The following is a 25,568-nucleotide window of genomic DNA, read 5'->3' on the forward strand; positions in this document are numbered from 1 at the left end:
CACATAAGAACGCTATGAACCTCAAAACTTTGTCGGTGAAGGCAAAACTGGCCTTGTCATTCACGCTTCTAACGGGCGTCGTCCTGATCGTATCGGCGGTGTCCATCATCGCGCTGGGCGACGCGAACCAGCGTTTCTTCGGCTTTGTCGACGGTATCAACGCCCGTGCCAGGATGGCCGAGCAGATGCGCCAAGCGGTGGACCGGCGCGCAATCGCGGCGCGCAACATGGCGCTCGTGACTACGCCCGCCGATTTCGATCTGGAAAAAGCGGCCGAAGCTCAGGCACAGGCGGACGTCTCCGCACATCTGGCGAAGCTCAACGCGATGATCGCGTCGGCGACCGATACGACCGAGCAGGCGCGCGCGCTCGTCGCCGAGATCAACCGCGTCGAAGCACTGTATGCGCCGGTGGCCCAGGCCATCGTGAATCTCGCGACCGAGCACCGCGAAGAGGAAGCCGTGCGCAAGATCAACGAAGACTGCCGCCCGTTGCTGGCCGCGCTCGTGAGCGCCACCGACGCCTATTCGAACTATACGCACCAGCGCGCCGAGGCACTCGTGGCCGATGCTCACGACCACTATTCGACGCAGCGCGACATCCTCGCCGCGATCTGTCTCGCGGCGGTCGCGGCTGCGGTGGCTGCGGGCGTCATCATCACGCGCGGGCTCACGCGCGCGCTCGGCACGGAACCGGCCGTGCTCAAGGAGATCACGCAGCGCGTGGCGTCGGGCGATCTGAGCCCGGTGGCGATGACGCACGCCGTGCCCGCAGGCAGCGTGCTCTCCTCGATGGATGCGATGCAAAAGAGCCTCGTCGCGCTGATCGGCGAAGTGCGCACGGCAGCCGATAACATCGCGACAGGCTCGATGCAGATCGCGTCGGGCAACGCGGACCTTTCGTCGCGCACGGAAGAACAGGCGTCGTCGCTCCAGGAGACGGCGGCCAGCATGGAAGAACTCACGTCGACCGTCCGCCAGAACGCCGACAACGCGCAGCAGGCGAGCACGCTCTCGAGTAATGCATCGCACGTCGCGCAGCAGGGCAATGCCGTCGTGACGCGCGTCGTCGAGACGATGACCGCCATCAGCGAAAGCTCGATGAAGATCGCGGACATTATCGGCATTATCGAAGGCATCGCATTTCAGACCAACATTCTCGCGCTGAACGCGGCGGTGGAAGCCGCGCGCGCGGGCGAGCAAGGGCGCGGCTTCGCGGTGGTGGCCTCCGAAGTGCGCTCGCTTGCGCAGCGTTCGTCGCATGCGGCGAAGGAAATCAAGGAGCTGATCGGCGCGTCCGTGGCGAAGGTCGAAGCGGGCTTCGCGATGGCGCAGGACGCGGGCACGACCATGAGCGACGTGATGACCGCGGTGCGCCGCGTGTCGGACATCATGGACGAGATCGCGGCGGCGACGGGCGAACAGAGCCGCGGCATCGAACAGGTCAATCAGGCGATCGCGCAGATGGACCGCGTTACGCAGCAGAACGCCGCGCTCGTCGAGCAGGCGGCTGCGGCATCGCAGGCGCTCGATCATCAGGGACGGCATCTTTCGCAGACGGTGTCGCAGTTCCGCATCGAACATGCCGGCGCATGAGGCACGCGCGGCACGCGGAAAAGCCACTGAGAGGAAGCCGTGCACCATGAGATAAAGACGCCGCCCGGCGTCGCCACCGCGCAGTTCCGGTCGTTCGCCGCCAAGATTCCACCGTTCTACGCATCGATCGTGGTGACGATGTTGTCGGTGATGTTCGTGTTCGGCCACCGCGCGCCGGCGTGGCTCGCGCTCGGCATGCCCGCGCTCTTCATCGTGCTGCTCGTGTGGCGCGGGTGGTGGTGGATCGTGCATCGCCATGACGCAGTGACCGATGGAGAAGCGCGCCGCCATCTCGCCCGCGCGACGACCGTGCTGATCGTCAGCGCGCTTTTCGCGATGGGCGTGGACGTGATGCTCTTCAAGTACGCCGACGTTCACGCGAAGTACTTCATCCTGATGCAGATCGTCGCTTCCACGATGGCGGGCTTCTTTTGCCTCATGCACCTCCGTACTGCGGCGGCGCTCGTCGCGTTTGCGATGATGCTGCCCTTCCTCGGATTCATGCTCAGCATGGGCGGCCTCGGCGCGACGGCATCGGCGGTCGATATCGCAATCACCGTCGCGCTGATGAGCTACGTCATGTTCGGCTATCAGCGCGATTTTGCGAACCTGATTCGTTCGGAGGCCGAAACAGCGGCGTTGAGCAAGGAGAACGTCTGGCTCGCCAACCTCGACATGCTCACCGGCTTGCCGAATCGCCGGCAGTTTTTCGAGGAACTGCAATCGTCGATTGCGGATGCAGCAGCGACGAAGCGCAGCGTGGCCGTGGGCGTCGTCGATCTCGACGGCTTCAAGCCCGTCAACGACACGCATGGGCATCGCGTGGGCGACCACGTGCTCGCCGAGATCGCGCGGCGCATCGGGCGCATGACGACGGACGCCGCGTTGCTCGCGCGCGTCGGTGGCGACGAGTTCGCGTTTATCGTCGTGGATGCGGACGAAGCCTCGCTGCGCGCATCGGCAGACGCGATCATTCAGGCGGTGAGCAGGCCGATCACTGCCGGCAGCCTCGTGACATCGGTCGGATGCTCAATCGGCTTTGCGATGTATCCTCGCGCGGCGGCGACGGCCGATCTGCTTTATGAACGCGCCGACTATGCGCTGTATCACGCGAAGCGTTCGGGGCGTTCGCGCTCGGTCATGTTTTCGCTCGAGCACGAGCAACTGCTGAAAGAGCAAGGCGCGGTCGAGCAGGCATTGCGCGGCGCGAACCTTGCCGACGAGTTCTATCCGGTGTTTCAGCCTATCGTCGATGCATCGACGAAACGCACGCTCGCGATGGAAAGCCTCGCGCGCTGGAATAGCCCCGTGCTCGGCGCGGTGCCGCCGGGCACCTTCATTCCCGTCGCGGAACAGGCCGGCATCATTGCGGACCTCACGCCCATTCTGCTGAAAAAGTCGCTTGCGGCAGCCGAGCGCTGGCCGGAAGACGTGGATCTTTCGTTCAACGTCTCGCCCTACGATATTGCGAGCGAAGTGCGCACGCGCAAGCTCATCGAGATCATCAAGGCGAGCCGCGTTTCGCCGCATCGCTTGGCCATCGAACTGACGGAAACCGCGTTGCTGCACAGCTTCGCGCAGACGAACGCGAACATGGCGCTGCTTCAGCAAGTCGGCGTGCGCATATCGCTCGACGACTTCGGCACCGGCTATTCGAGTCTGAGCTATGTACACGCCCTGCCCTTCAACAAGCTCAAGATCGACAAGAGCTTCATCAGCGATATCGGGGCGAACCCGCGAAGCAGGAACATCGTGCGGTCGCTGATCACGCTATGTCATGACCTCGGCGTGACGTGCATCATCGAAGGCGTCGAGACGAAGGACCAGTTGCAGATAGTGCGCGAACTCGGCGGCGCGGCCATTCAGGGATATTACTTTTCGAAGCCGATGCCCGCCGCCAGCGTCGATGCGTATCTGCGCAGTTCCGCAGCCGTCTGAAGCGGCGTCGCCTTCGTTGCGTGCGCGCCGCTAGTGCGCCACTTGCCACCGCAAAATCGGATGCGTGTCGTTCGGCAGGATCACCCACGTTCCGCCAGCGCCGAAATCCCATGTCGGGCCGAAGCTCGCCGGATTCTTCATTTGCGCTGTCGTCAAGCCGTTGGCAACACCGACCGGCGTCGCGGAACCGATCTCGGACGTTTGTCGCGTCGACTGTACATCCCAGAAGACGTCGCTCGCGATCTTGCTCGTGTTGCTGTTGAACACGGCGATGCCGGCGCGATAAAGCGGCTGGAAAAAAGTATCCACGGGACCGCTTGCAAACGATTGTTCGATGGACCCGGAGTTGTATCCGACGAGTCCGCCCGCGCCGCCCCCGCCGCCGACGAATCCGGTCGCCGCGTACGACTGCTTGATCGATCCCGAGTTGTCTCCGACGAGCCCGCCGCCTACCGCCCGCGAACCTCCACCCGCACCGCCGGTTGCGTACGACTGAAGGATCGTTCCGCTATTGACCCCGACAAGGCCACCGGCATCGGATTCCGTTGCCGCCGACACCGCGCTGCCTCCCCGGTACACCACGCCCGAGTTGTTTCCGATCAGGCCGCCAACCGGCATGCCTGCTACGGACAAGTCCATCACTCTGCCATCGGCGACGACGTTCGAGACGAGTCCGGACGACTGCCCTGCGAGCGCGCCAGCGGTGTCGTAATACACCGTCACGTTCTCATTCGTGAGCTTCAGATTACGCACCACGCCCGCGTTGCCGATGGTAGTGAAAAGACCCGTCGCCTTGCCGGCGAAGTCTTCCGTGAGTACCGACACGTTCTCGATCCCATGTCCGAGGCCGTCCAGTTGGCCGGTAAAGCCGCTCGCGGTACCCGCGCCGATCGGCTGCATATAGCCGCCGGGCGTATTCGCGTCGATGTCTCGGCCAAGCGCGTACGAGCCATTGAGATCCTTCGACATGTTCTCCAGGTCGGTGAGTGAATTGACCAGCACGTAGCTCGAAATCTGGCTCTTCACGCCGCTGTAAAGCGGGGCCGCCCACGCCGGATTGGTGAATGTCTGGCCCGGCACGTACTGCCCATTGTTGTCGCGATAGATGGCGACGAGTCCTGTACTCTTCGACCAGTCGATCACGCCGGAGTTGGTGACACTGCCGCCGTTGTTCTGCCCGGCCGAGTCGGCACGCAAGGTCAGGTTCGCGTTGCCGGTATTGGCGAACGTAGCCCCTTTGCCGACCGTGATGGAATGCATGGCGCTTAGCGTGAGCGAAGCGTCGCCGGTCCATTGCAGTGAGCGTTGCATCACGATGTCGCCCTGCGAAGCATTGAGCGTCACCGACGTGCCCTGATTCAATGTCCGAACGAACGCGTCGGTCGTCAGCCGGCCGACATCGAACACGGGTGCGGTGAGGTTCCAGTTGGCCGCGTGCACGTCCGCGTGACTGACGCGCAGTGCCGCGCCTGTCGTATCCACCGTTGCGCCGGTGCCGTCGACATTCGTCGCGTCGATGCGCCCGTGGACATGCGCCGTGCCGTTGTTCGCGACGAGCCACACATGACCGTCGCGCGTGGCGACGCCGGTCGCGCGCAGTGCCGTCGTATGGCCCGCGAGCGCATAGACGTTGCCATCGGCGGCCTGCAGGGCGATCTGCGCCGCCGCGATGGTTCCCTTGTCCACGACATCGCCGCGGCTGCCCGTCGACTGCACGAATGTCTGCGGCATGCCGGTGGAATCGTGCATGAGCACTTGATCGCCGGCCGTGAGTTCCGCCGAGCCGGAAGGCGCGCTTATCGTGCCACCGTTCGCGACGAGCTTGCGCGCGATCAGGAACACGTCGCCGCCCGTCGAACTGATCTTGCCCAGGTTCACGACCACGCCCGCGCCGCCGCCGCTGAACGTCAGCGGGCCGCCTGCCATGAACGCGCTGTTGCCCACATCGAGCGCGGAGGCGACGAAGCGTCCGCCCGTCGTGACGACCCCGCCCGGGCCGATCACCACGCCCTGCGGGTTGATCAGATAGAAGCTGCCGGTCGCACTCAGCGATCCGCTGAGCACGGACTGCTGCGCCCCCGTCACGCGACTCAGCGTTGCGCCCGTCCCGTTCTGAACGACGACCGAATTGTTCCTGCCGATAGAGAAATCGCACCAGTCGATGACGCCCCGCGATGTCGTCTGCGTGACCGTCATGCGCGAGCCTGCGGAAGATATCGCTCCTGCCCCGGCGACGAACTGCCCGCCGCTCGGCAACGGCCCCGCCGCCCAGACGCGGGTGGCAAGCACGAGGCCTGTTCCGAGCACGAAGATCGTGGCCCGGCCAAGCGCCGTTGCCTGAGCCGATCTTGTCCGGCTCTGCGTTAATGAGGGATCGGTGCGCATGTCGAGTCTCCGCTTACTTACGTCGAAGCTATGTCGAAGGTCAGCGTCGTCCACTCATCATGCGCTCTTCTTATGCGCAAGCAAAGCAGTACGTAACATTGCGAGTGAGACGCTAGTAAGGAAGATGGAAGATTCAAGGGTATGACGGTTGCTCGATGAGAATGGTCGAACTATCGACGGAGAATGTCATGCTCAGTCAAGAAACCAAAGACATCGTCAAGGCGACGGCACCTGTCCTCGCCGAACACGGTTTGCCCATCATCAAACGCTTCTACATCCGGCTATTCGACGCACATCCTGAACTGAAAAACGTCTTCAACATGGCGCATCAGGAACAAGGCGAACAGCAAACAGCGCTCGCGCGCGCCGTCTATGCGTATGCGGAGAACATCGAGCATCCCGAAAGCCTCGCCGCCGTACTCAGGAACATCTCGAACAAGCATGCGAGCCTCGACGTGCGGCCCGAGCATTACCCGATTGTCGGGGAACATCTGCTCGGCGCGATCAAGGACGTGCTCGGCGACGCCGCGACGGACGACATCATCGGCGCGTGGGCGCAGGCTTATCAGAACCTCGCCGATTTGTTGATCGGCATGGAGAAGGTGCTACGCGAAAAGTCGTCCGAGGCTGCGGGCGGCTGGACGGGATGGCGACGCTTCGTCGTCAGCGAGAAGCGCCCGGACAGCAGTGTCATTACATCGTTCGTGCTCGAACCCGCCGACGGTCAGCCCGTCATGAACTTCGAGCCGGGACAGTACGTGAGCGTGGCGGTGGACGTGCCCGCGCTCAAGCTCCGCCAGATTCGACAGTACAGCCTGTCCGACATGCCGAACGGGCGCACGTATCGCATTTCCGTCAAACGAGAAGACGGCGACGCCACGCGGCCACCGGGATATGTGTCCTCGCTGCTGCATCGACGTGTACAAGTGGGCGACGAGATCATGATCGCGGCACCCTACGGCACCTTTCATATCGATGTCGATGCCACGACGCCCATCGTGCTTATCAGCGGCGGCGTGGGTCTCACGCCGATGGTCAGCATGCTCAAACGCGCGATTCAGAATCCGCATCGGCAAGTGGTGTTCGTGCATGGCGCGCGTAACAGCGCGGTTCACGCCATGCGCGACCGCCTGAAGCAGACCGCTGCGACCCAGCCCAATTTCAAGGCAGTGGTGTATTACGACGATCCCTTGCCGACGGATGTACAAGGCGACGACTACGACCGGCGCGGCTTCATCGATCTCAATGATCTGAAGGACCAGGTTCTTCTTCCCCAAGCGGACTACTACATCTGCGGCCCGATTCCGTTCATGCGCTTGCAGCACGATACGTTGCGCACGCTGGGCATCCAAGAGGCGCGAATCCACTACGAGGTCTTCGGTCCTGACCTCTTCGCGGAATGACGCAGCGCGCAACGTGCCGGCGCGCGCACCGGCACGTTGCTCAACCGCTTCAACGCACGAGACAGGGCCGCTTGTTGTCGAACTTCCAGTTCGGAATCAGATACTGCATGGCGATGCCGTCATCCCTCGCGCCGAGGCCGTGCTCCAGATAGAGCGCGTGCGCCTTCTCGATCTCGTCCATATCCAGTTCGACGCCCAGACCCGGCGCGGCCGGCACCTTCACCTTCCCGCCCACGATCTTCAGCGGATCGCGCGTGAGACGCTGGCCGTCCTGCCAGATCCAGTGCGTGTCGATAGCCGTGATCTTGCCCGGCGCGGCGGCGGCCACATGCGTGAACATCGCGAGCGACACGTCGAAGTGATTGTTCGAATGCGAGCCCCATGTGAGGCCCCAGTCGTTGCACATTTGCGCGACGCGCACGGAGCCTTGCATCGTCCAGAAATGCGGGTCGGCCAAAGGAATATCCACTGATTGCAGCTGAATGGCGTGGCCCATCTGACGCCAGTCGGTCGCGATCATGTTGGTCGCGGTCGGCAGGCCCGTGGCGCGGCGGAACTCGGCCATCACTTCGCGCCCCGAATAGCCGCTTTCCGCGCCGCACGGGTCTTCCGCATAGGCGAGCACGTCGTGCTTGTCGCGGCAGAGACGAACGGCTTCGGCTAGCGACCACGCGCCGTTCGGATCGAGCGTCACGCGTGCATCCGGGAACCGTTCCGCGAGCGCGGTCACGGCCTCGATTTCCGCATCGCCCGAGAGCACGCCGCCCTTAAGCTTGAAGTCGTTGAAGCCGTAACGCGCCTGCGCCGCTTCCGCGAGACGCACCACCGCTTCAGGCGTCAGCGCGACTTCGGTGCGCAGGCGCTCCCAGTCGTCTTGACCGCTCTCGCCGGACGCGTAAGGCAGGTCCGTCTTGTTGCGGTCGCCGACATAGAACAGATAGCCGAGCATCTCCACTTCGTCGCGCTGCTGGCCTTCGCCGAGCAGCGCCGCGACCGGCACGCCCAAGTGCTGGCCGAGCAAGTCGAGCAACGCCGCTTCGAGCGCGGTGACGGCGTGAATGGTCGTGCGCAGATCGAAGGTTTGCAGGCCGCGACCGCCCGCGTCGCGATCGGCGAATTGCGTGCGCACGCGGTTCAGCACGGCCTGCATGTTGCCGATGGATGCGCCGACGACGATGGAACGCGCGTCGTCGATAGTCTTGCGGATGTTCTCGCCGCCCGGCACTTCGCCGACGCCCGTATGGCCCGCGCTGTCCTTGAGGATCACGATATTGCGCGTGAAGAACGGCGCATGCGCGCCCGACAGATTCAGCAGCATGCTGTCGCGGCCCGCGACAGGGATCACGCGCAATTCGGTAACGGTAGGCGTCGCGTTGGCGGCGGTCGAGGTCATGGACATGAGCGAAATTACCATCGGTTGATTTGAACAATGTGCGCCATCAGGCGGCGCTTTCTGCTTGCATAGTCGCGGCGTGCAACGTTCGCCGCGAATCATTCGGCCAGTTCGAATCGTTCGATTTTGCCGACGACGAACACGTAACAGACGATCGCAATCAACGCGTTTGCGCTGACGAAGACGAGCGCCGCCGCGAACGAGCCCGTTCCTTGCACGAGATAGCCGATGACGATGGGCGTCGTGATGCCCGCCGTGTTGCCGAACGTGTTGAAGAGCGCCGCGCACAGGCCGCTTGCCTGTTTTGGCGCGGTATCGGACACGACCGCCCAGCCGAGCGCGCCGATGCCCTTGCCGAAAAACGCCGCCGCCATGATGCCGATCACGAGCCACTGATTATCGACGTAATTGCACGCGATCATGCACGTGGAGAGCAGCAAGCCGACGACGATCGGTACCTTGCGCGCCGTGCTCGTCGAAAAGCCGTGCTTCATCAGACGGTCCGACACCACGCCGCCGAGCAGGCCGCCGAGAAAGCCGGCGATGGCCGGAATCGATGCCACGACGCCCGCCTTCAGAATCGACATATGCCGTTCCTGCACGAGGTAGATCGGAAACCAGGTGAGGAAGAAATACGTGAGCGTCGTGATGCAGTACTGCGCGATGAAAACGCCGAGCATCATGCGGCTTTTCAGCAACTGCGCGAGCGCATGACGACCGTGGGTGCCGGCGTTCTTCGTATGCGTCTGCAGAGCGCGCCGTTCCTTGGCAACCTGCCGGTCTTCGAGATCGACCATCGCGCCGTTGTCGGCGATATAGCGCAGTTCCGCTTCGTTGGCGAGCGGATGCTGACGCGGCGCATAGACGGTCTTCAGCCAAAGAGCCGCGACGAGAATGCCGAGCGCGCCCATCGCGTAGAACACATGCGGCCAGCCGTAGGTGTGCGTGATCCAGCCCATGATCGGCGAGAAGAGCACCGTGGCGAAGTACTGAGCCGAATTGAAAATCGCGGATGCCGTGCCTCGCTCGGCGGTCGGAAACCACGTCGCCGTCAGGCGCGCGTTGCCCGGAAACGCGGGCGCTTCTGCCGCGCCGACCAGAAAGCGCATGAGAAAGAGCGTCGCGAATGCAACGCCCACCGGCAGCGCTGCAACGAGACCCTGCACCGCCGTGAGCAAGGACCAGAAGAAGATGCTGAACGCGTAGACGCGCTTGGACCCGAAGCGGTCGAGCAGCCAGCCGCTCGGAATCTGCGCGATGACATACGCCCAGGCGAACGACGAAAAGATATAGCCCATCTCGACCGGCGAAATGTGAAGCGCCTTCTGAATGGACGAACCGGTAATGGAAATGGTCGCGCGGTCCGCGTAGTTGATGGTGGTGACGAGGAACAGCATGAAGACGATCAGAAAGCGCGCCCTGCTGCGACCCGCGTAGCTTGCAGCGCGACCGTCCGCAGTCGCCGACGTATCGACGAGCCGCTCTGCGGCGATCGGGTTGGCTGCGCGTTGTACGCCTTTCTCCATCATCGTCTCCCACAAGTTGTGCGATGTCTCATGGGAAAGAAGCATATGTTAGCGCAAACATGGCGTGTATCCGGGTTTTCCCGTTGCATAGTGATACGACGTCTTACTTAATCCGCGTTGGGCACTTCGGAATGTATCGATACAATCGAGCGTAGTTCAGGGAGCGGGAATGGAAGAAACCTTTGCGCAGGCAGGCAGCCGGCCATCTCAGGCAAATGACAGCGTGACGCTGGAAGATGTCGCGCGTCTTGCAGGCGTCACCGCGATGACCGTATCGCGCACGCTCAAACGCCCGGAGCTCGTGCGCGAGGAAACGCGCCAGCGCGTGATGGACGCCGTGCGCGCCACGGGCTACGTGCCCAATCTGCTGGCGGGCGCGCTCGCAACGAACAAAAGCCATCTGATCGCGTTGCTGCTGCCGACCATCGCGACGTCCATCTTCACGGACATGGTGCAGAGCCTGATGACCACGCTCGCGCCGGCCGGATATCAGACCTTGCTCGGCCTGACCGACTACTTGCCCGAGCGCGAAGAACAACTCGTCGGCACATTGCTCGGCCGACGTCCCGACGCCATCGTGCTGACGGGCACTGAGCATTCGCCGCTCACGCGCGAGCGACTACGCAGGACGAAGGTTCCGATCATCGAGATATGGGATCTCACCGACGACCCCATCGACATGCTGATCGGCTTTTCGCACGAGGCGGTCGGCATGGCGGTCGCGCGCCATTTGCTGTCGAAGGGCTATCGGCGCTTCGCGGTGTTGTCGGCCGACGATCCACGCGGCGTGCGGCGAAGCACGAGCCTGATCGACGAATTGAAGCGCCACGGCGCAGGCGAAGTCCCGATGGTGATCCTGCCCGCGCCCGCCACGTTGCAGACCGGCCGCGAAGGTCTCGTCCGCCTGCTCGACAGAGGCTTGCCCGATGTCATCGTGTGCAGCACGGATACGCTCGCACAGGGAATCCTCGCGGAGGCGGCGAAGCGCGGCATCGACATTCCTCGCGACGTGGCCGTCATGGGCTTCGGCGATCTGAGCACGGCGGCGCACGTGCATCCTTCGCTGTCGACGGTGCGGATCGACGGCGCATCGATCGGCAGACTTGCCGCCGAGGCGCTCGTGAACCGGCTCGATGCGAAGCAGCCCGCCGAGCCGGCACTCAGAGTGGACACCGGGTTCACGATCATCGACCGTGAGAGTGCGTGAATTACGATGCGGCGGGCAGCGCATCGCACGCGTATGACTTATCGCGGCACCATGCCGAGCGGCTTGGCTTCGCCGCTTGCATCGGGCGGCAACGGCTCGCGCGATTTCTTCGACTTCAGTCCTTCGCCCAGCGTCGTGCCGTTCGACTTGCGACGGGCCGCGTGCCGCTCGATCACGCGTTGCAGCAAACAAAACGCGCATAGCAAGGCGCCGATGACAATGCGCGTCCACCACGAACTGAGTGTACCGTCGAAGGTGATCAGCGTCTGAATCGTGCCGAGAATGCCGACGCCGAACACCGAGCCGATCACATAGCCCACGCCGCCCGTGAGCAGCGTGCCGCCGATCACCGTCGCGGCGATGGCGTCCAGTTCCATGCCCTGCCCTTGCAGCCCGTATCCCGACAGCACGTACAGCGTGAAGACCACGCCGCCGAGCGCCGAACAGAACCCGCTGAACGCGTACACGCCGACCTTCGTCCGCGCGACCGGCAAGCCCATCAGCAAGGCAGAGCGTTCGTTGCCGCCGACCGCGTACACGTTGCGGCCGAAGCGCGTGAAGTGCGCGACGAAGATCGCCACGAGCAGCGTGACGACTGCGACGAGTGCGCCCGTCGTGACCGACGCCCCGCCGACATCGACATGAAAGCCGGACAGCGCGTGGAAAGTCGGATCGTTGATCGTGATGGATTGCGTCGTGATCAGAAAGCACGCGCCGCGGGCGAGGAACATGCCGGCCAACGTCACGATGAACGGCTGTAGCCGGAAGAAGTGAATAAGCGCGCCCATTGCCGCTCCGTAGAGCGCGCCCGCCGCGAGCACGAGCGGCACGATCACCCACACCGGCCAGTGCAGCTTCTCGGCGAACACGGCGCAGAGAATGGTCGTCAGCGCGACGACCGATCCGACCGACAGATCGATGCCGCCCGACACGATCACGAACGTCATGCCGATGGCGACGATCAGCAGGAACGCGTTGTCGATCAGGAGGCCGAGCAACACTTGCAACGAGAAGAAGCCGGTGTACATCACGGAGCCGAAGCCGAAGAGCGCGGCGAACAACACGATAGTGATGACGATAGGCAGTACGCGCGGGTCCGTCACGCGGTCGAGCACGTTTCTCATTTCGATGACTCCGCGAGCGGCTGTTTCGGTGCGGCCGGAAAGACGCGCTTGAGTTGTCGCAAAAGCACCGTGCGCGCGGCCGCCGATTGAATGACGCTCACGACCAGCACGACCGCCGCCTTCACGACGAGCGTCGCTTCCGGTGGCACGCCGATGGAATAGGTCGTGTACGTGAGCGTCTGAATGATGAGCGCGCCGAGCACGGTGCCGGCGAGGCTGAAGCGCCCGCCCAGCAACGATGTCCCGCCGAGCGTGACCGCGAGGATCGCATCCAGTTCGAGCAGCAGGCCTGCGTTGTTGCCGTCGGCGCTGCGCACGTTCGAACTGGCGAGCACGCCCGCCATGGCCGCCGTGAGCCCTGAGAACGCGTACACGCCGAACACGATCATGCTGGAGCGCAAGCCGGCGAGCCTCGTCGCGACCGGATTGACGCCTATCGCCCGGATGAACAGGCCGAGCGCCGTGCGGTTGACGAGCAGCGCTGTCAGCACGAGCGCGCCGCATGCGACCCACACGGAACACGGCACGCTCGCCAGATAGCCGCCACCGACGACGAGATAACCCTTCGCGCCGATGGGAATGATCTGGCCGCCCGTCAGCAACTGCGCGACACCGCGTCCCGCGACCATCAGAATGAGTGTCGCGATGATCGGCTGCATGCCGATGAACGCCACGAGCAAGCCGTTCCACATGCCGCCGAGCACGCCGACGGCGAGCGCCGCCGCGATGGCGAGCGTCACCCGCGACGGATCGTCGGCAAGGATCGTGGCGGCGGTCGCGCCCGCGATGGCGACAATGGCGCCCACCGAAATGTCGATGCCGCGCGTCGCGATCACGAGCGTCATGCCGAGCGACACGAGCACGAGCGGCGCCGCCCGGTTCAGAATGTCGATGGGCGCGCCGAACAGATGACCGTCCAGCATTGTGATGGCGAGGAAGTTGGCGTTATGCGTGAGATCGAGCACGCAGAGCGCGACGAGCGTCAGGCACGGCCACACGAGCGGATGTTGAGACGCTGCCTTGAGCCAGTTCATTGCGATCCTCCCGCAATGAGCCGATATACGTCGTCTTCCGACGCGGAATGTCCTGCGACTTCGGCGACCTTTCGGCGATCGCGCAGCACCGCGATCCGATGGCTCACGCGCACCACTTCGCTGACTTCCGACGAGATGAAGAGAATCGACAGGCCCTTCGCGCACAGCGCCAGCACGCGATCCATGATCTCGAACTTCGCGGCCACATCGATGCCGCGCGTCGGCTCGTCGAGAATCAGCATCTTCGGTTCGGTGGCGAGCCAGCGCGCGAGCAGCACCTTCTGCTGATTGCCGCCCGACAGCAGGCCGATGGGCTGCTCCGCGTCGCGCGCCTTGATGCCGAACTGCTCGATGTACCGGTTGGCGATCTCGCGCTGCTTCGCCTTGCCGATGCAGCGCCACAGGCCGCGCCGCGCCTGCACCGCAAGAATGATGTTCTCGCGTATCGACAGGTCCGCGACGATGCCTTCCTTCTTGCGGTCTTCGGGACAGTAACCCATGCCGTGACGCACGGCATCGCGCGGCGAATGCAGTTTCACCGTCTTGCCGCCGATACGCGTGGCGCCCGCATCGGAACGTTCGGCGCCGAAGAGCAACCGCGCCGTTTCGGTGCGGCCCGAGCCGAGCAGACCGGCGAGCCCGAGGATCTGTCCGGGCTGCACGTCGATATCGACGGGATTCATCACGCCACGCCGCCCCACGCCGCGCATCTCGAGAAAGGGCGACGCATTGCTCTGCCCGGCGGGCGTTTGCGCGGCCGCGCGTTCCAGCCGCTCGGTCATGCGCTCGTGACCGACCATCTTCGAGACCAGCAGTTCGACGGGCAAGTCTTTCGCGAGATATTCGCCTTCGCGCTCGCCGTTACGCATGACCGTGATGCGGTCGGACACCGCATAGGTCTGTTCGAGAAAGTGCGTGACGAAAAGGATTGCGAGACCGGCATCGCGCAGCTTGCGCAGCACGCCGAAAAGGCGCGTGACTTCACCGTCGTCGAGGCTGGACGTGGGTTCGTCGAGAATAAGAACGCGCGCATCGACCGAAAGCGCCCGCGCGATCGCCACCATCTGCTGCACGGCGATGGGATACGTGTCGAGCGACTTCGTGACGTCCACCGAGACATCGAGTTCCGCGAGCGCGGACTGCGCGCGCGCGTGAATCGTTTTCCAGTCGATGGCGCCGCGCCGCTTCGGCTGACGCCCTGCGAACATGTTCTCCGCCACCGACAGATTGGGGCACAGATTCACTTCCTGGTACAGCGTCTGGATGCCAGCCGCTTCCGCCTCCAGTGGCGCGGAAAAATTCACGGGACGGCCCGCGAGCCGAATCTCGCCCGCGTCGTGCGCATGTACGCCCGTCAGCACGTTAATCAGCGTCGATTTGCCGGCGCCGTTCTGTCCCATCAGCGTGTGAATTTCACCGGGAAATAAGCGGAAATGGACGTCATGCAGTGCGCGGACGCCGGGAAAAGACTTCGACAGGCCGATCGTTTCGAGAACAGGAGCGTCGGTCATGGAGCGCGCCGGAGAGAGGGAGGGATCGTCCATCGCGTGGGCGAACGCCCGCGCGATGGACGTGCACGCGTCAGTATTTGCGTTGCGGCAGGGTCTGCGCGGCGACGCTCATCGGGAAGATGGTTTCTTCCGTGACGATGCGCTTGGGCAGTTGCTTGCCCGCGACGATATCCTTCACCGCGGTCATCAACTGCGGCCCGAGCAGCGGACTGCATTCCACGTCCACGTTGATCTTGCCGGCGATCATGGCCTCGAAACCGCCTTTGGTGGCATCGAAGGAGACCACCGTCACGTCCTTGCCGGGCTTCATGCCGGCCTCTTCCATCGCCTGGATCGCGCCGAGCGCCATGTCGTCGTTATGCGCGTAGACGACATTGATCTGCTTGCCGTAAGTCTTCACGAAGGCTTCCATGACCTGCTTGCCGCCCGCGAGCGTGAAGTCGCCGCTTTGCGAGGCGATCACCTTGAACTTTGGGTCGTTCTTGATGACTTCGAGCAAGCCCGCACGCCGGTCGTTGGCCGGCGCCGACCCAACCGTGCCCTGCAATTCGACGATATTGATGGGCCCCTTCTCGTTCTTGTAGTGATCTTCAAGCCACTTGCCGCCGCGACGTCCTTCTTCGAGGAAGTCGGAGCCGATCATCGTCACATAGAGTGACTTGTCTTTGACATCGATATTGCGGTCCGTGAGGATGACGGGAATCTTGGCGTTCTTCGCTTCGACGAGAATGGGCTCCCATCCGGATTCGACGACCGGCGAAAACGCGATGACATCCACTTTCTGGGCGATATACGAGCGAATCGCCTTGATCTGGTTCTCTTGCTTTTGTTGGGCGTCTGAGAATTTGAGGTTGATACCCGCGTCTTTCGCGGCCGATTTCACAGAGACGGTATTGGCCGTGCGCCATGCGCTTTCTGCGCCGACCTGCGCGAACCCCAGCGTGATCTGTTTATCTTCGGCGTGTGCGTTCACGCCTGCGGCAAATAACAGGACCGAACCGAGCATTGCGCCCAGCACCGTGCGTCGGGTCTGCTTCATTTTTCGTCTCCAGATGAATTATCTTTTTGCCGCGGCTCTGAGTCCGGGGTCCTGAACTCGGGGTCGAGTCCTGCGCAAGATTAGTCTGGAGAAGCATGCGGGTCCAATCACTTATTCGGCGTCGAGGATACCAAGTCTGATATCAGGGAAAACACGGTCCACAGTGCACGTTGCGGCGACTTAAATCTAGTTAAGCGCTCACTGTGCGCGGGTAAATACCGACTCAATCATTTACCCGCCCCGGTAGACGCAATGCACGTCAGCACCAGCACGCCACTGCTCGTTCCGACTGTGCTCACCGAAGCCTGATGTAACGCGCCAGGTTCGCAAGACCATCTGACAACGAAATCGGCTTCGCATGAGCTTGCATTTCGTAGAGTCGGCGGCAAGCTGACTGAGTACTCGCAAGTGTCCGTGCCGTTGCAACGTACAGACAGGTCATGAGTCGCATCGACTGGTTCGCCGCAGTTTTCAGCATAGACGCCAGATTCAATGCGTATCGTGCTTGCCGTTGCGTAGGCGCTTGCCGCAATGTGAACGGTGAGCGAAAGTACTATGCCTACTCCCCGGAACATTGCGCCCCCGAATCATCCTAACGCAACGGTTGCGAACTCCTCGATTCAAGTGCTGCATGACCGAGTGCGTTCAGCTTTCGCGAAACGCGGCGAAACAGAAAGCGGCCGACATTCCACGCAACCCACGGATCTTTCGCGCAGACCTTGAGCACACTCGCCGGTCCCTCGGACTTGAACTTCACGATCAGATCACGCTTTGCATCCAGCCATTTGAGGCCGTTCGAGCGGCGAGCGACGAGTGCCCGCAGACGGGGGTTGCTGCTGATCTGTGGCCGGGATAAGAGTTGATCCGTGGCCGCCCTCATCGCCCGATAATTGACCTTGGTGCGGCTCATGCCGGATGCCGCCTTGCTGATCGAGCCCATTCGTTCCGTGTATAGATAATAGGCATCTTTCGTGCAGACCCAGACGCAGCCGGACAGAAGCGCGTCGAGCATCAAGTGAAAGTCTTCGCCGTGACGCAAGCTCACCGGATAATGAAGTCTTCGTTCGAGCAGCGTCTTGCGACGAAAGATAGGCATGAGAAGCCCGAAGTCGCATTCGGTCGATTCACCCGCCGCGTTGTACAGGAAGGAATCGAGCGTGACGTTGAAGTGCGGTTCGTCACCTTTTCGACGAAACCCTTGGCGAACGATCTTTCGCGCCACAGCGTCGTAGATCAGTAAGTTATCCGTAACGATGTCTGCATTCGTCTCGTCTCCTAGTTTCACGAGGCGTTCCAGCCGTTCAGGTGCGAACCGGTCATCGGCGTCGAGCAAAGCAATCCAGTCACCGTGGGCTGCCTCGATTCCCGCATTGCGAGCGCCACCCGGACCCAGGTTCGACTCTAGATTGATGAGCCTGATGCGGCTGTCTTCTGTCGCCGCCGACCCGACTACCTTCGCCGTTTCGTCAGTGGACGCGTCATTGACAACGATGATTTCGAGCGGCGCGAGCGTCTGGCTCTGCAGCGATGCAGGTGCGACGCATATGAAGTCTTGTGCGTTGTACGCGGGGACTATGACCGACACTGACATGCTTGGCTCTCCCGACGTGGCTCGAAAGCGGCAGGCGCGCTTCGACCTCAGGCACGAATCCATCGGACCAAAGCGCTTCGAACAGGCTTCTAAGGCTGTATTTGCCGAACGCCCTCTAGAGTAGTCAACGGTCGATGCGAGCGCAAAGCTTAAAATCAGCAGTACTTCGCTTTTTAGACGGGCGGTCCGCGAGATTTGCAAGCGGACAGTTCGAGATGCTGCAATGCAACGGGATGTTGCGTCGATAAACGCCATTCGTGCAGGCGGAATAGCGCGCTCAATTGCATACGCGGCGAAGATATTGTCGGCGGTGCAACATCCGCGAAGGATGATCGTCCCGGCCCCATTAACCGCGGTCGGCGTCGGTCGCAGCGCCAAAAAAAATAGGCGTCTGCAAGAGGAGGCACGCTGACTGCTAACAGACTGCCGCTGGCGCCAGGCGCCAAGCATTCACTGCGCCCGGAGGACGCCAAACGCATGAACACCGATCGCGATTTGCCAGCCGACGCGTACCGGATCGTCTTCAGACTGCTGCCGAGCCCGTGCCTCCTGCTGGCTGTCGACGAGGCCTACACGATTCTCGATGCAAACGATGCCTTCCTGCGCGAGACGATCAGCGACCGCGAGGATCTGATCGGCCGCCCTGTATTCGATGCGTTTCCCGACAATCCTGCGGACCAGAAGACGAAGGCGACGACGGTACTCGGCGAGTCGCTGAAACGCGTGGTCCGGCTGCGCCGCACGGACGCGATGGCGCTGCAGCGCTACGACGTTCCCGACCGGTCGAGCGATACGGGCGCGTTCATCGTTCGATACTGGAGTCCTATTAACATCCCGCTGCGAAAGCCGGATGGGTCGGTGGCGTTCATCATTCACCGTGTCGAGAACGTTACCGACTTCGTGGCTGAAGTCCACAAACGCACGAAGGCGACGGACGATACGCATCACTCTTTCGACACAAGGCATGTCGATAGCGAATCCGAGCTGATTCGTCGGAGCCGCCAACTATCGAACTCCAACCAGGAATTGCGCAGGTTGAGCGAGGAAGCACTCGCGCTGGCTGCCCGCCTCAAGGATGAAAGCATCCGCAAAGACGAGTTTCTGGCGATGCTCGGACACGAGCTCCGCAATCCACTGGCGGGACTGGCATCGGCGTTTCAGCTCATCGACATGAGCGATGCCGCGCAAGGCGTGCCGCAGGAAATGGGCTCGCTGATCAATCGCCAGATTGGGACGCTGACGCGCCTTGTCGATGATCTGCTCGATGCGTCGCGCGTCTCGCGTGGCGCCATCCGGCTGCATCGTGAAATCATCGATTTGCGCATGGTCATTGAAACGGCCGCCTACTCGGTGCGCAAAGAGTTCGAGGCGAAGGAACATTCTCTTGTCATCGATCTGGCGCCCGGCGATTACACGATGAATGGCGATGCCACGCGCTTGCAGCAGGTGGTGGCGAATCTGCTTTCCAACGCCGTCAAGTTCACAGACCGTGGCGGGATCATCCGCATGCGTCTGTCCGCGAGCGCGGCAAATGAAGAACGCAGAGCCGTTCTCACCGTCGAGGACAACGGACGCGGGATTCCGGCGCGCTACATCGAATCGATCTTCGAGTTGTTCGCGCAAGTGAACACCACGCTCGACCGCGCCGAGGGTGGACTGGGCATTGGTCTGAACCTCGCGCGCCGATTGGTCGAGTTGCACGGCGGCACGCTCGTCGCCAAGTCCGAAGGCGAAGGCAAGGGCAGCCAGTTCACGGTCGATCTGCCTCTCTCGATCGCGACGGACGAGCAGCCCGCGCCCGTGTCGGAGCAGCCTTTCTATTTAGGCGATCGGGACGTCTCGGTCTTGCTCGTCGAGGACAACGACGACGTGCGAGCTGCGACGGCGGCGATGCTCGAATCGTTCGGTTACGCGGTCGCGACCGCGTCCGACGGCACGAGCGGCGTGGAATCGATGGTAGCGCGAACGCCCATGGTGGCCATCGTCGATATCGGCTTGCCCGGCATCGACGGCTTCGAAGTCGCGCGGCGCGCGAGAGACACGCTCGGTGACAAGCGTCCGCACCTCATCGCACTGAGCGGATACAGCGGGCCGGAGGTGAACGAGCGGGCGATACAGAGCGGCTTCGACGATGTTTTCGTCAAGCCGATCGACATCGGGTCGCTGCAGCGATCGATTCAAGCGGTCGTGGCGAAGGCTCAGGCGAACGAAATGCAGGAGCCGGCCGCGTGACTGCGCGCATCGCGCGGCGTGACTTGTCTTCACAAGAACGCGCCGCTCAAAACCGCATTTAACCCGCGAAGCGGGGCTCGGGATTACCGCGCACCCCGAGCCCCGTGACGGCAAACAGTCCCCCTTTGTCACGCTCCTTCTGAGGTATGCCCCACATCGGGCGGCCCATCGTCGATACATATAGCGTGTCGAGATTCGGGCCGCCGAACATCACGCTCGTCAGGTTGCGCACCGGGAACGGCACGATGCGATCGAGCTTTCCATCGGGTGAAAATCGCAGGATGCGTCCTCCGAACACCAGCGCGGACCAGATGTAGCCTTCTTCGTCGACCGTCGCGCCATCGAACGTCCCCGCCATGTTGCGAGCCGACGCGAAGAGCCGCTTGTTCGATATCCCGCCAGTTTCTATATCGTAGTCGTATGCGTACATCTCCTTGCTGTACGTGTCCGTGAAATAGAGCGTGCGATTATCGGGACTCCAGCACGGGCCGTTCGAACACGTGATGCCACTGTCGAGTCGCGTCACTCGGCCGTCGACATCCAGCCGGTACAGCGCGCCGCTACGCGTCGAACGCTGACCGCGATCCGCGAAGTAACGGTCGAAGTCGTAGGCCATCGTGCCGGCGATGAAGCGGCCGCGGCGATCCACCTTGCCGTCGTTGAAACGAGTTTCAGGATCGTCGGACTCCGGATCCGTGATGAATTCGACGGTCTGCGATTCGAAGTCGTAGAAATGCAGCCCGTTGGCGAGCGCCACCACTGCGCCGCCCTTCTCGCGCAACGCCATGGAGCCGATGTGATGCGGCACGAAGTAACGCGTGACCTCGCTGCCATCCGCACGGCAACTGTAGATTTCGGCTGCCGTGCTGTCGATCCAGTAGAGCCGCTCCTGCTGCACATCCCAGAGCGGTCCTTCGCCCAAGTGATTATTCGCATCGACCAGCAAGCGTACTTCGGGCATCGTCGTCTCCTTGATGGGTTCGTTCTGTCAGTCGTCGTTGTTCTTCTCGGCGCGCCGGTGCGCGAGCAAGGCCATCAGGCGGCGGTCGCGCCACCGGCTGCGTGCCTCGATCTGGCCTGCCGGAAGTCGCTCGCGCCGTTGTGCATCGAGCCGGGCAATGGCCTCTTCGGACCATGAAAACGGCACGCGCGTGTCTGCAATGCTGCGATACGTGCCGCCGTAGCGCGACGCGTAATCCGCCACACCGCCGGGCGCATTGAGGTCGATGGTTTCGAACGGACCCATGAATGACCATCGCATCGCGAGACCGTCGCGCATGACCGTGTCGAGATCGGCAGCGCTCGCGTAGCCTTGCTCGTAGAGGCTCAACGCCTCGTCCAGCACGGCTCCCTGAATGCGGTTCAGCAGGAAGCCCGAGATTTCGCGGTTGACCGTAACGGGGCTCTGTCTCGCTTCCTCGTAGATGGCGCGCGCGCGTCGAAGCGTCTCTTCCGACGTCCAGGGCGTGCCGCAGAGTTCGACAAGCGGCACGAGCGACGGCGGATTGACTGGATGCGCGACGAGGCATCGCGCGCGGCCCTCCAGGCCTTCCGTGAAGGTCGATGCGGGCAGTCCCGAAGTCGAACTGGCGAGCAGCGCGTCGGGCTTCGTCAGGCGGTCCAGGTCGGCGAACATCGCGCGCTTCACATCGACGACCTCGGCGATGTTTTCCTGCACCAACTCCGCATTGGCGACCGTTTCCGCGAGTGATTCGCACGCGCGAACGCGCCCGACGATGTCATCGACGCTCTCGTCGATCAGGCCAAACGACGCAAGATCCTCCACGCTCTCCCGAATCGCGGGAATCGCGCCCGAGAGCATGTCTCGCGAGGCATCGTGAATCTTCACGGCAAAGCCGCTGCGGGCGAACACGATCGCCCATGCGCGGCCGATCCGCCCCGAACCGATCACCGCTATCTCTCTCGTGCTCATTTGTTTCGTTCTCCTTATGTCATGCGCGTTTGTCGCGCAGCGTGATGACGGCAGCCAGCACGACCAGTCCGTTGATGATGTCGCGCACCGCCGGCGGAACCGTCGTGCCGGCGAGCAGCGTGCCCAGCGCAGTCAGAAGCAGCGCCCCGCCGAAGACGCCGAGATAGTGGCCGCGTCCCCCGGTGATGAGCGCGCCGCCCACCACGACGACCGCAATGGACGGCAGCAGGTACGGATCGCCCATGCCGAGGAATGCCTGCGAACTGAAGCCCGCGAGCAGCAGCCCGACGAGCGCCGCGCACACGGCAGACAGGCAGTACACCGCAATCAAGACTGTGCCGACGCGCACGCCGGACAGCTTCGCCGCGATCTGCGAATTGCCGACTGCATAGATGCGCCGCCCGAACGGGGTGCGATGCAACAACAGCAGCGCGAACGCGAGAAACACGGGCACGCTCCAAGCCGCGAGCGACAGCGGCCCGAGCCGGCCATTGGTGAAGTCGCTGACCGCCGACGGCGACCATCCTTGCGGCGAGCCGTTGCAGTAGATGAGCGTCAGACCTTGCAGCAGTCCGTTGGCCGCGAGCGTCACAACGATAGGCGGCAGTCCGAGCATGACGACGCCAATGCCGTTGAAAAGACCTACGAGGACGCCCACGCCCAGCACGACCGGCACGGCCCACGCAGCCGCTCCGTTGACGCCGTGCGTGAGGCCCGTGAGCAGCACGCCCGAGAGTGTGATGAGCCACGGCATCGATAAATCCAGACCGCCGGTCAGGATGACCGCGCCCTGGCCGAGGCCGAGAATCGCGAGGAACAGCGTGAGCGTGAGCAGGCTGCTGTAGAAGTTCGCGCTGAGTAGCACGCCCGGCCCGTAGACGACACCCGTGACGGCGACGACGCCGAGGAAAAGCAGATACGCCGGCACCACATACTTCACCCATTCGCGATTGCGCTCTATCCAGTCACCGATCACGCGGCCCTTCAGCTCCGTGTTCTCGATCGGGCGGAAGTCGTTGACCTGGAACGACACGCGCCGCGCCCGCGCGTCGCTCTTGACGCGCGTGCCTGTGCGCACCGCCTTGAGCCACTGCCCGGCATGACGCATCGATTCACGCGCCGCCGATTCCTTGCCGATCGACGCACCGAGCACTGCGAGAATGAGGATCACCGCCTCGGCGATCGTCGTGAAGAACGCCGATACGTTCAGCACCAACAGGATGTTCACGGTAATCATCAGCGTCATGGCCGCGAACACCGTGCCGACGCAGCCGCCGCGCCCGCCGCCGAGCAAGGTGCCGCCGAGCACGACGGCAGTGAACATCGACAACAGCAGCGGACGGCCCACGAGCGGATCGGCGGAACCGGTCTGCGCCGACACGTACAGCCCCGCTGCCGCGTAGAACATGCCGGCGAGCGCGTAGGTCGCCATGCGATAGCGCGTCACCGGCATACCGTTGGCGAACGCGCCGTCGGGATCGCTGCCGAGCGCGTATAGCCCGACGCCGAAGCGCGTGCGCTTGACGAACGCCCAGATCAGCAACGCGACAATCAGGACTCCTGCGGACATCGGCAACTTCTCGGGAATCAGGTCGGACGTGAGGAATCCGCCGAACTGATCGCCGACGCTGCCGCCCGGCTTGTTCTGAATCAGAAGCGTCACGCCCTGCACCATGAACATGGTCGCAAGCGTGACGACGATGGACTGCAGGCGGAACCACGCGATCAGCGCGCCGTTGACGAGCCCGATGCCGCCGCCGATCGCAATGATGAGCGCCGCGCCCATCCATTGTTCGAGCGGCGTGCCTTGCACGAAGCGCACGGCAAGCACGTTGGCGAGCGAGACGACCGCAGAGGCCGACAGATCGAAGCCCCCGGTCAGCACCACGATCGTCTGCCCGATGGCTGCGAGCGCGAGCGTCGTCGCACTGGAAATGACCGACCCGAGGTCGTACAGTCCGACCGGCGTAGCGGACAGCGCGACCCACGCGGCCAGCATGGCGAGTAACGCGCCGATTGCGATGATCAGCCCGCGATGATGATCCAGACGCGCGCCCCATCCCGTTCCCGCGCCCGGCCGAATGGTCTCGCTGTCGGGCGACGCAATGGCTATCTTCATGGAAGCACCTCTCAAGTCGAAAGCATCTTGCGCATCACGTTTTCTTCCGTGAGCGCGTCGCCGGACAGCTCGCCGACATTGCGGCCGCGATACATCACCGACACGCGGTCGCACACGTTGACGAGTTCGGGAACATCGGTGGAGTAGAACAGCACGGAACCGCCCGCCGCCGCGAACGCGCGCATCAGCACGAAGATCTGATGCTTGGTGCCGACGTCGATGCCGCGCGTCGGATCGAACATCAGCCACACGCGGCTTTGCGTAAGCAGCCATTTCGCCATTGCAATCTTCTGCTGATTGCCGCCAGAAAACGACAGGCACGGCTTGTAGAGCGCGCGCGGGTTGACTTCCATCTGGGCGAGCGACGTGCTTATCGCAGCCTGCTCTCGCTTGCGGTCGATGAGACCGAAACGCGCATAGCGCCCGATCACGGGCAACGACACGTTGTCGCCACCAGGCAAGCGGAGGAACAGACCTTCGGTCTTGCGGTCTTCCGGCAGGAAGCTCGTCGAGACACCTGCCTTGAGCGAATCGGCGGTGGATGTGAGCGTGACCGGCTTGCCGTCGATGAGGATTTGCCCGTCGTCGACATAGGTCGCGCCGAACAGGGCTTCGAACAGCTCGCGCTGGCCCATCCCCTGCAAGGCGGCAATGCCATGCACTTCTCCGGGCTTGAGGACGAGATCGAAGTCGCTGACGACGCCGTCTACCCGGACCCCGCGCGCCTCGATCGCGGGCGGCTTCGGTGCCGATTCGCGCAATGCAGGCGGCTCGATCTTCGGCGGATACTTCGCTTCGAGCGATCTGCCGATGACAAGCTTTATTACTTCGTCATCCGTAATATCCGCTGCATCGAAGGCGCCGACGTCGCGACCGTTGCGGTACACGGTGAGGCTGTCGCAGAACTCGCGCACTTCCTGCATGCGGTGAGAAATGAACACGAAAGTCACGCCCTTCGCCTTCATTTCGTCGATGCGGCGCGACAGCCATGCGACATCTCGCCCGGAAAGCGCGGACGTCGGCTCGTCGAGCAGCAGCACTTGCGGTCCGCGCACGATCGCCTTCGCGATCTCGATCTTCTGTCGCACCGGCAAGGACAAGTCTCGGATATACGCGCCGGGACGCACGTCGGCAAGCTCCAACTTCTCGAGCCACTCCGACGCCTGGCGCTGCGCTTCGCGCTTCCTGATACGTCCGAAGAGCCCCGTCGGTTCATACGACATCAACAGGTTCTGCGCGACCGTGAGATCGCGCACGAGCGTCATTTCCTGAAACGCGGTCTGCACGCCCGCCCGATGCGCGTCCTTCGGTCCGCGCATGGCGACATCCGCGCCCATCACGCGGATGTTGCCTTCGTCCGGCTGCATCAAGCCGGACAACAGTTTGACCGTGGTGGATTTGCCCGCGCCGTTTTCGCCGAGCAGCGCGTGCACCGCGCCGCGCTTCACGCGGAACGACGCACCGTCGAGTGCGACCGTCGCGCCGAAACGCTTCGTCACGTTCGATACATCGATCGCCAGAGATGCGTCGTTCATGAT

General features: G+C 63.0%; 17 protein-coding genes. 5 read left to right on the top strand and 12 right to left on the bottom strand.

Annotated elements, in window-relative coordinates:
* Positions 1-14: 14 nt before the first annotated feature.
* Positions 15-1,595 carry a methyl-accepting chemotaxis protein gene (locus P9239_RS02665; RefSeq protein WP_404980160.1) on the top strand — a complete coding sequence of 527 codons (1,581 nt, stop codon included), beginning with the start codon at positions 15-17 and terminating at the stop codon, positions 1,593-1,595.
* A 39-nt stretch (positions 1,596-1,634) separates the two neighbouring features.
* Positions 1,635-3,533: an EAL domain-containing protein gene (locus tag P9239_RS02670; protein ID WP_309748956.1), complete on the top strand. Its 1,899-nt coding sequence runs from the start codon at positions 1,635-1,637 to the stop codon at positions 3,531-3,533.
* Positions 3,534-3,563: 30 nt separating this feature from the next.
* Here P9239_RS02670 and P9239_RS02675 read toward each other — a convergent pair whose 3' ends face one another.
* On the bottom strand, positions 3,564-5,822 hold the full coding sequence (locus P9239_RS02675; protein WP_309748957.1) for a filamentous hemagglutinin N-terminal domain-containing protein: 2,259 nt from the start codon (positions 5,820-5,822) through the stop codon (positions 3,564-3,566).
* 284 nt (positions 5,823-6,106) lie between these two features.
* On the opposite strand from P9239_RS02675, the gene hmpA reads away from it, so the two are divergent.
* Positions 6,107-7,321: an NO-inducible flavohemoprotein gene (gene hmpA / locus P9239_RS02680; protein WP_309748958.1), complete on the top strand. Its 1,215-nt coding sequence runs from the start codon at positions 6,107-6,109 to the stop codon at positions 7,319-7,321.
* A 49-nt stretch (positions 7,322-7,370) separates the two neighbouring features.
* Here the strand turns inward: hmpA and gudD are convergent, their stop codons facing one another.
* Both gudD and P9239_RS02690 read right to left on the bottom strand, forming a co-directional pair.
* Positions 7,371-8,720 carry a glucarate dehydratase gene (gene gudD / locus P9239_RS02685; RefSeq protein WP_309748959.1) on the bottom strand — a complete coding sequence of 450 codons (1,350 nt, stop codon included), beginning with the start codon at positions 8,718-8,720 and terminating at the stop codon, positions 7,371-7,373.
* Between the two features lie 92 nt (positions 8,721-8,812).
* Complete coding sequence (locus P9239_RS02690) at positions 8,813-10,111, bottom strand: MFS transporter (RefSeq protein ID WP_404980187.1); 1,299 nt, start codon at positions 10,109-10,111, stop codon at positions 8,813-8,815.
* A gap of 298 nt (positions 10,112-10,409) precedes the next feature.
* On the opposite strand from P9239_RS02690, the gene P9239_RS02695 reads away from it, so the two are divergent.
* A complete protein-coding gene (locus P9239_RS02695) occupies positions 10,410-11,447 on the top strand; it encodes a LacI family DNA-binding transcriptional regulator (protein WP_309748961.1) in 1,038 nt (345 codons plus the stop codon).
* 38 nt (positions 11,448-11,485) lie between these two features.
* On the opposite strand, the gene yjfF is transcribed toward P9239_RS02695, so the two are convergent.
* The 5 genes from yjfF to P9239_RS02720 form a co-directional block, all read right to left on the bottom strand.
* The gene (gene yjfF / locus P9239_RS02700) at positions 11,486-12,571 is read right to left on the bottom strand and encodes a galactofuranose ABC transporter, permease protein YjfF (RefSeq protein WP_309748962.1); all 1,086 of its coding nucleotides are present in this window, start codon (positions 12,569-12,571) and stop codon (positions 11,486-11,488) included.
* Complete coding sequence (locus P9239_RS02705; protein WP_309748963.1) at positions 12,568-13,605, bottom strand: ABC transporter permease; 1,038 nt, start codon at positions 13,603-13,605, stop codon at positions 12,568-12,570. The genes yjfF and P9239_RS02705 overlap by 4 nt, the downstream gene beginning before the upstream one ends.
* The gene (locus P9239_RS02710; protein ID WP_309748964.1) at positions 13,602-15,116 is read right to left on the bottom strand and encodes a sugar ABC transporter ATP-binding protein; all 1,515 of its coding nucleotides are present in this window, start codon (positions 15,114-15,116) and stop codon (positions 13,602-13,604) included. Before P9239_RS02710 ends, P9239_RS02705 begins: the two co-directional genes overlap by 4 nt.
* Before the next feature lie 70 nt (positions 15,117-15,186).
* On the bottom strand, positions 15,187-16,155 hold the full coding sequence (locus P9239_RS02715) for an ABC transporter substrate-binding protein (RefSeq protein WP_404980161.1): 969 nt from the start codon (positions 16,153-16,155) through the stop codon (positions 15,187-15,189).
* Positions 16,156-16,747: 592 nt separating this feature from the next.
* Positions 16,748-17,746, bottom strand: coding sequence for a glycosyltransferase (locus tag P9239_RS02720; protein WP_309748965.1), 999 nt, complete (start codon positions 17,744-17,746; stop codon positions 16,748-16,750).
* Positions 17,747-18,223: 477 nt separating this feature from the next.
* Here P9239_RS02720 and P9239_RS02725 point away from each other — a divergent pair, with 477 nt between their 5' ends.
* Positions 18,224-19,978, top strand: a complete 1,755-nt coding sequence (locus P9239_RS02725) for an ATP-binding protein (RefSeq protein ID WP_309748966.1) — start codon at positions 18,224-18,226, stop codon at positions 19,976-19,978.
* A 58-nt stretch (positions 19,979-20,036) separates the two neighbouring features.
* On the opposite strand, the gene P9239_RS02730 is transcribed toward P9239_RS02725, so the two are convergent.
* Genes P9239_RS02730 through P9239_RS02745 form a run of 4 tightly spaced genes read right to left on the bottom strand, consistent with a single transcriptional unit; the run spans position 20,037 to position 25,565 of the window.
* Positions 20,037-20,939: an SMP-30/gluconolactonase/LRE family protein gene (locus P9239_RS02730; RefSeq protein WP_309748967.1), complete on the bottom strand. Its 903-nt coding sequence runs from the start codon at positions 20,937-20,939 to the stop codon at positions 20,037-20,039.
* Positions 20,940-20,966: 27 nt separating this feature from the next.
* Entirely contained in the window at positions 20,967-21,911 is a 945-nt protein-coding gene (locus P9239_RS02735; protein ID WP_309748968.1) for a 3-hydroxyacyl-CoA dehydrogenase, read from the bottom strand.
* Between the two features lie 19 nt (positions 21,912-21,930).
* Positions 21,931-24,030, bottom strand: coding sequence for an ABC transporter permease (locus tag P9239_RS02740; protein ID WP_309748969.1), 2,100 nt, complete (start codon positions 24,028-24,030; stop codon positions 21,931-21,933).
* Positions 24,031-24,041: 11 nt separating this feature from the next.
* Positions 24,042-25,565 (bottom strand): sugar ABC transporter ATP-binding protein, encoded by a 1,524-nt coding sequence (locus tag P9239_RS02745; protein WP_309748970.1) that lies wholly within the window; start codon positions 25,563-25,565, stop codon positions 24,042-24,044.
* Positions 25,566-25,568 lie beyond the last annotated feature (3 nt).

The organism is Caballeronia sp. LZ062 (assembly GCF_031450785.1).
Lineage (GTDB): Bacteria > Pseudomonadota > Gammaproteobacteria > Burkholderiales > Burkholderiaceae > Caballeronia.

Coding starts and splice junctions, on each gene's coding strand:
- P9239_RS02745 (WP_309748970.1), bottom strand. CDS start 25,565: ATGAACGACGCATCTCTGGCGATCGATGTATCGAACGTGACGAAGCGT.
- P9239_RS02715 (WP_404980161.1), bottom strand. CDS start 16,155: ATGAAGCAGACCCGACGCACGGTGCTGGGCGCAATGCTCGGTTCGGTC.
- P9239_RS02665 (WP_404980160.1), top strand. CDS start 15: ATGAACCTCAAAACTTTGTCGGTGAAGGCAAAACTGGCCTTGTCATTC.
- P9239_RS02720 (WP_309748965.1), bottom strand. CDS start 17,746: ATGTCAGTGTCGGTCATAGTCCCCGCGTACAACGCACAAGACTTCATA.
- P9239_RS02740 (WP_309748969.1), bottom strand. CDS start 24,030: ATGAAGATAGCCATTGCGTCGCCCGACAGCGAGACCATTCGGCCGGGC.
- P9239_RS02730 (WP_309748967.1), bottom strand. CDS start 20,939: ATGCCCGAAGTACGCTTGCTGGTCGATGCGAATAATCACTTGGGCGAA.
- P9239_RS02710 (WP_309748964.1), bottom strand. CDS start 15,116: ATGACCGACGCTCCTGTTCTCGAAACGATCGGCCTGTCGAAGTCTTTT.
- hmpA (WP_309748958.1), top strand. CDS start 6,107: ATGCTCAGTCAAGAAACCAAAGACATCGTCAAGGCGACGGCACCTGTC.
- P9239_RS02705 (WP_309748963.1), bottom strand. CDS start 13,605: ATGAACTGGCTCAAGGCAGCGTCTCAACATCCGCTCGTGTGGCCGTGC.
- P9239_RS02735 (WP_309748968.1), bottom strand. CDS start 21,911: ATGAGCACGAGAGAGATAGCGGTGATCGGTTCGGGGCGGATCGGCCGC.
- yjfF (WP_309748962.1), bottom strand. CDS start 12,571: ATGAGAAACGTGCTCGACCGCGTGACGGACCCGCGCGTACTGCCTATC.
- P9239_RS02695 (WP_309748961.1), top strand. CDS start 10,410: ATGGAAGAAACCTTTGCGCAGGCAGGCAGCCGGCCATCTCAGGCAAAT.
- gudD (WP_309748959.1), bottom strand. CDS start 8,720: ATGTCCATGACCTCGACCGCCGCCAACGCGACGCCTACCGTTACCGAA.
- P9239_RS02725 (WP_309748966.1), top strand. CDS start 18,224: ATGAACACCGATCGCGATTTGCCAGCCGACGCGTACCGGATCGTCTTC.
- P9239_RS02690 (WP_404980187.1), bottom strand. CDS start 10,111: ATGCTGTTCCTCGTCACCACCATCAACTACGCGGACCGCGCGACCATT.